Annotated in this window: 4 protein-coding genes; 1 reads left to right on the top strand and 3 read right to left on the bottom strand. The window is 64.9% G+C overall.

What is annotated here, in order from left to right; translation table 11 throughout:
- The 3 genes from AX703_RS19615 to AX703_RS19605 form a co-directional block, all read right to left on the bottom strand.
- On the bottom strand, positions 1-608 hold a 608-nt coding region (locus AX703_RS19615), incomplete at its 3' end, for a CapA family protein (protein ID WP_231735633.1).
- A 17-nt stretch (positions 609-625) separates the two neighbouring features.
- On the bottom strand, positions 626-3,328 hold the full coding sequence (locus tag AX703_RS19610) for a TonB-dependent receptor domain-containing protein (RefSeq protein WP_062346527.1): 2,703 nt from the start codon (positions 3,326-3,328) through the stop codon (positions 626-628).
- A gap of 54 nt (positions 3,329-3,382) precedes the next feature.
- Positions 3,383-5,131: a CocE/NonD family hydrolase gene (locus AX703_RS19605; RefSeq protein WP_231735632.1), complete on the bottom strand. Its 1,749-nt coding sequence runs from the start codon at positions 5,129-5,131 to the stop codon at positions 3,383-3,385.
- A 131-nt stretch (positions 5,132-5,262) separates the two neighbouring features.
- Here AX703_RS19605 and AX703_RS19600 point away from each other — a divergent pair, with 131 nt between their 5' ends.
- Positions 5,263-5,931 carry a GntR family transcriptional regulator gene (locus tag AX703_RS19600; RefSeq protein ID WP_062346523.1) on the top strand — a complete coding sequence of 223 codons (669 nt, stop codon included), beginning with the start codon at positions 5,263-5,265 and terminating at the stop codon, positions 5,929-5,931.
- Positions 5,932-6,102: the final 171 nt, after the last annotated feature.

Genomic DNA, 6,102 nt, shown 5'->3' with positions numbered 1-6,102 from the left:
ACCCCCTTATGTAGCGCGACCATGACGAAGTCTGCCTTCTCGCGCACCGCCGCGATATCCTTGCGGAGCACTTCGAGCGCCTGATCCGTCACAACGACAAGATCGGCGGCAGGGGCGATCGGTCCACCATCTGCAGTTTCGATCCGCAGATAGGCACACCCGGCCTGCGCTTCGCGGGCCCAGCTCATTTCCGGTCCGACGCAGTTGTAGCTGAGCAGGGCAATGCGCATGCCGCAGCGCTCGACCATCGCCGGCTTGCGCGCCTCGACCAGCGACAGTCCTGCGCCCGATCCGACGAGACCTGCCTCGGCCATGAGGGACAGCGTGTCAGCGATTCCTTCTGCCCCGCAATCGGCAATGTGGTTTCCGGCAAGGCTCAGCATGTGAAACCCCGCCGCAGCGATGGCCGCGACGTTCCCGGGCGGCGCGCCCGGCGCGGGAACGTCGCCTTGCAGCTCCTGTCCCCGCCCGGTGTGCGGCACCTCGAGGTGACCCACCGCAAGGTCGGCCTCCTTCAGCGCCGGGGCAATTCCCGCCAGCCAGTAGGGGGCATCGGGCTCGTCGAGCACGAGGTCCCCCGCCAGCACCATGGTAACCGCCTTGCGCACTCGCGACCCTTCAGTTCTCAGAACGACTTGCGCAGGCTTACCGCAAACAGCCGCCCGATGGGATCGCTGGCGGTGGCGTCATAACCACCGCTGCCGTTGCCGCTTGGCGCAAGGTTCACGTAAGGCGGATCGGTGTCGAACACGTTCCGCACTTCGAGGCCGAGCGTCATCCCCTTCTCGAAGAACCCGCTTGCCTGCTGGTCGCCGATGCGGAACGTGAGGTTGAGGTCAACCGGGGTGTAGCTCTTCACGTTCTGGCCGCCGACCGTCAGGTTGTTGAAGTAGCCACCGACATGAATCGCCTGCACCCGCGCGCTGAACGGACCGTGATCCCAGGTCACGCTGCCCCGCGCCTTGAACTTGAGCGGGTTGAAGATGTAGTCCAGCCGATCGATCAGCGGCGCCTTGGGCGTCAGCGCCACGCGGTACTTGGTGAGGTACGTGCCCGAAGCGTTGAAGGTCAGCGCATCCTCGCTGCCCAGTTCGGCGCGCCACGTGGCGGTGAAATCGATGCCACGGGTGATCGAGACGCCAAGGTTCTGGCTGCGCCCGTCGACGAACAGGGTCACGTTGGCCGGGTTGCCACCGGGGAACGACCCGCCCGCCAGCGTCACGCCCTGCGCCAGCAGCTGCTGCACGCGCGTGGCGGCATCGGTGCCACGCAGGATGATGCCCGTTCCTGCATACTGCGCCTCGGTGCCAAGGATGGCGAGGTTGGAGAGGTTCGCCAGCACCTGGTTCTTGTAGTTCACGTCCCAGTAGGTGACCGAGAAGCGCAGGTTGCGGGTCGGTTCGAAGTCCGCGCCGACCGACCATGACGTCGCCGTCTCGGGCTTCAGATCGAGGTTCGGGCCCGAAAGGGCATAGCCCTGCAACGGCGCGCCGCCTGCCGGGTTCTGGTAGGACTGGCCGAACAGGTTGTTGGAATTGCCGTAGATCTCGGGGATCGTCGGCGCGCGGAACGATGTGCCATAGCTGCCGCGCAGCTTGATCCCGTCGACCGGCACCCAGTTCACGCCGAACTTGGGATTGGTCGTGCTGCCGACGTCGCTGTACTTGTCATGACGGACCGCGGCATTGATCTCGAGCCGCTGGAACCCTGGCATGGCATTGTCCGGCCCGAACACGGGAATGAACAGCTCGCCATAGAACGAATCGACCTTGCGGCCGAAGTTGCGGAAGGTGATCGGGTTCGTCGGCGCGCCGCGTGCGGAGCCGAGCGCGACCTTGAAGTCCTGCCGCTCATACCCCGTCGCCAGCTTCACTTCGCCGCCCGGCAGCGCGAAGAGCCCGCCGTTGAGCCGCGCTTCGTACGTACGCAGGCGGCCATTTGTCGGCGCAAGGAAGATCTGGTTGGCGATGCCATCGAGCACGGCCTGGCTGGTGCGGCCGAGACCATAGGGATCGAACGCCGTCGCCGGATCGCTGCTGGCGAGCGCGGCGTTGAGGGCCGCATTGTTCACGCCGAAGTAGGAGCCGGAGAAGTCGTTGGTCTTGCCATAGCCGAACAGGGCCTCGGCTTCCCAGCCACCCGGCAACTTCGCTTTCAGGCCCGGTGTGATCTGCCAAGAACGGGCGTAGCCATAGGAATCGTTGGTCGGCAGGTCGTTCCGGAAGTTGTAGTCGAGCGTGTAGCTCGAGCCGGTAAAGCCATCGGGCCGCACGAAGAAGGCGTTGGTCTGCGGCACCGTCAGGCGCGCATTCGAGTAGGCCGAGATGCGATAGAACGAGCGCTTGGAATAGAACCCATCGTAGAACACGTCGAGCCAGTCGGTCAGTTCGTAGCGGCCAGTGCTGTTGACAGAGTCATACTTCTGGCGCGGTATCAGGTCCTGATTGTCGAGCTCGTCGCACTTGTTGAGCGAACCGGCAGTGAGACTTCCTGCGGTGGCCTGCGTCACCCCGCTGGAGGGAATCGCATAAGTCGTGCCGTTGGCGTTGATATTGCCCGGTGCGCAGCGGACGATGCGATAATCGCCGCCGCCAAAGCGACGCTGGTCGCTGGTGAAGAAATCACGGTCGTCGCCCGAAAGGTTGGAACGTTCGACATGCTCGTAGGCGACCATGATCTGGCCACGTTCGAACACTTTGCCCAGCGCTGCGCCCAAGGTATATTCATGGAAGTCGCCCCGGCTGGAGATGCCGGTGCGGGCAAACACTTCGCCACCATCGAGCGAGCGGCGCGGGATCAGGTTGACCACGCCCGCCACCGCGTCGGACCCGTAGATCGCCGAAGCGCCATCGGCGACCACTTCCACGCGCTCGATGCCCAGCGAAGGAATGACCGAAGGATCGATAGAGCGGCTGTTGTTGGTCACGCGGTGGCCATCGACCAGCACCAGCGTGGCATAAGGTCCGATACCGCGCAGGTTGACCGAGTTGCCATAGGTGATGTTGCCGCTGCCGCCCGATTGCCCGCGCGAGTTCTCGGACACGCCGAGGTCGAAGACCTGCGGGATCTCCTTGATCATGCGGTCAACGGTGACCTGGCTAGAGGCTTCGATCTCCTTGCGGCCCAGCGTCGTGACGGTGGAGCCGACCGGCGCCTCGCCGCGCACGCGGCTGCCGGTGACGATGATCTCGGCGTTGCTGGCCGCGCCCTCTTCAGGTGTATCCTGCGCCGCCCCCTGCGCGAAGGCCGCACCCGAAAGCGTGATCGCCAGCGCGCAGCACCCCAGCTTCAGCATGGCCCGCGAGGCCCCGATCCTCTTGCCCTTCATAATCCCCTACTCCTTCCCTGAGCCGTCGATGCGGCTTTGCATTTCAAAAAGAACTCAGTCGTTTACCGGCAGATCGAGCCGGGATGCATTGGCGCCGCCGCGATGCACGGTGATGACCGGCGCCGGGTTCTGGCGAATGTCCTTGAGATTGCGCTGGCGCGGATCGGCCCCCGCCACGGTCAGCCGCAGCCGCGCGCCCGCTGGCACCACGCGCGACACCGGCGTCATGTCGATGTTGACGCGCACGACCTGACCGGGCCGAACCGGCGCGACATCGGCCATCATTCCCGAATGCCACGGCAAGCCCATCGTGTCGTAGGGGGCCTTGCCCTCCTTGCGGTGCGATAGCGCGAGCCGCCCGAACGCCACGACCTCGGCCTTGCCGCTCGCATCGACCTGATCGAGGTAGACGAAGACGTTTGCGTCAGTCTTGTCGGTCGAAACCGCCAGCCGCGCCACGGGGAAGCCCACCAGCTTCACCGGCGCAGTCAGCGCGGGCGTGGTATAGGACAGGCCATTGGCGTCCATCGGCTGGGCCCAGAACGCGAAGTACTCGGGGTCCGGAAGATCGTAATTGACCGTGAAGCGATCCGCGCCGCGTCCGCCCGCCGAGGCGCGGAGGAGACCATCATTCACCGATCGCGCCGTGCCGCTCTTCCCCTCTTCAAGGAACCATGACACCGGCTTGGCCCCCTCGCCCGGCAGCAGGTTGGAGCGAACATAACCGCCCTTCCCATCCATGCCTTCGAGCCAGTAGGTCGCGCGCGGGGCAGACTCCATGCCATTGGCCGCGCCTTTCAGAGCGTGGTCGAAATAGCGCGTGACCTCACCGGTAAAGTCGAACCCCGGCGGCGGCACGCAATGGCTTCCGGGCCCGGCAAGGAACCTTGAGCCCGGCATGTTGGCGGCGCTGATCAGGGCCTGCGCTGTCGGCTCGTCCTGCCAGTTGCTCCAGAAGTAGGTGGCGATGCCTGCGGCACGGATGCGGTCCAGGTAGTTGAACGTGCCGACCTCGTTCCAGAACTCGTTTCCGGTGAAGGCCGAAACGCTGTCGCGATAAGGCATGCCGTACCACAGCGGGGCCATCGGCGTGTTGGCGGCATGCTCGGCCACGGCGGCCTTCAGCATCGCCCCATCCGTGTCGGCGTCAACCGGGACGCTGGCGAGGTCGACTTCGGCGGGCTCGTCAGGCCGGGTGTTGAACTGCGCAGGGATGCCGCCGCGCCGCACGAAGGCATACTTGTCGAGGTCGGAAGCGCCGATGAACACGGCCTTGAGCGACGGCGGCGTTGTCGTGGCAGTATGGAACGTCGATCCGCCGAGGTAGGAGCATCCGATCATGCCCACCTTGCCGGTGGAGAACGGCTGGCGCGCCAGCCACTCGACCAGATCGTAACCGTCATAGGCCTCGGTACGATCCTGAAATCCCCGACGGTGTCCGAAGGAAGCGCCCTTGCCGCGAATGTCGGCGGTGGCCACAACGTAACCCGCCCGGATCAGCGAGCGCATGGCGAGGCGATCATCAAGCGCAAGTTCGACGACCTTGCCATCCTTGTCCCTGAAGCGCGCTCGATAGGGCGTGAACGAGAAGATCACCGGCAGACGCTCAGGCGCAACCGTGGCACCACTGGCGGGCCGGTAGATGTTCACCGCCAGCCTCGTGCCATCGCGCACCGGCACGTAGATCGACTGGCGCACGACATCTGGATAGCCGTCCGCGGCGGCAGCAACGGGCCCAGCGACGAACGTGGCCACGCTTGCCAGCGCCATGCTGGCGCCCGTAAGATTGCGGATTCCCTTCACAATGCTCTCCCCGACGGATCGATCCGCCGCTCTTGCACCTCAGTGATCACCTATCCCGCAAGCGCTTACAACACAAAAATGGACAACGATATTGTTGACAATTTCGTCCAGAACCAGCGATAAGGTTGCGCATGGTCCAGGATGCAGCCATTGATCGCGCCCCTTCGGGGCAGGAAATCGCCGATTGGGTCCGTCAACGCATCCGGACCGGCCGCTTCGTGCCGGGCCAGCGACTGGTCGAGGTCGATATCATCCGCCAGACCGGGGCGAGCCGGTCAAAGGTGCGCGAGGCGCTCAAGCGGCTCGAAGGCGAAGGCCTTGTCGAGATCGAGGAATTTCGCGGCGCGTCGGTCCGCAGCTCCACGCTTGACGAGGTCCGCCAGATCTATCGGGCGCGCATGGCGCTCGAAGGCATGGCGGCGCACGATTTCACCGTGAATGCCGATGCCGTCATGCTGGGCCGGCTCAAGGCCTTGCAGGACCAGCTTGACGCCTGTGTGCGCGAACGCGCGCCGGACCGGTTCGGCAGGCTCAACAATGAATGGCATCGCCTGATCGTCGAAGGATCGGGCAACAAGGTCATCGCCGATCACCTTCAGCGGCTGAACGTGCCGATCCATCGCCTTCTTTTCGAAAGCTTCTACGACGAGGAGCGCCTGAAGACCGCCAACGCCGATCATCAGGCCATGCTTGCACTGATTCTCGCCGGGGACGCCGATGGTGCCGAACGCGCCATGCGCCAGCACATCGGCGACGGGTTCGAAACCCTCGCCCGCATCGAGGACGAATTCTACCGCTGACCGGGTCCCGTCACGGCTTGAACGTCCAAACTCCCGCCATCGGCCCGCCGTCCCCGAACAGCGCGGTCATGGGATCGGCGCTTTTGGCGGCGCGGGAGAGTTTGTCGGCGAGGGGATCGTCGACGGGTCCGTTGTGGCCTTGCAGGTGGTGGATCCAGGCGGTCAGGCCTT

Origin of the sequence: Novosphingobium sp. CCH12-A3 (assembly GCF_001556015.1) — a bacterium.
GTDB classification, from domain to species: domain Bacteria; phylum Pseudomonadota; class Alphaproteobacteria; order Sphingomonadales; family Sphingomonadaceae; genus Novosphingobium; species Novosphingobium subterraneum.
The sequence above is the reverse complement of the archived record's forward strand: the minus strand, read 5'-3'. Positions and strand labels throughout refer to the sequence as shown.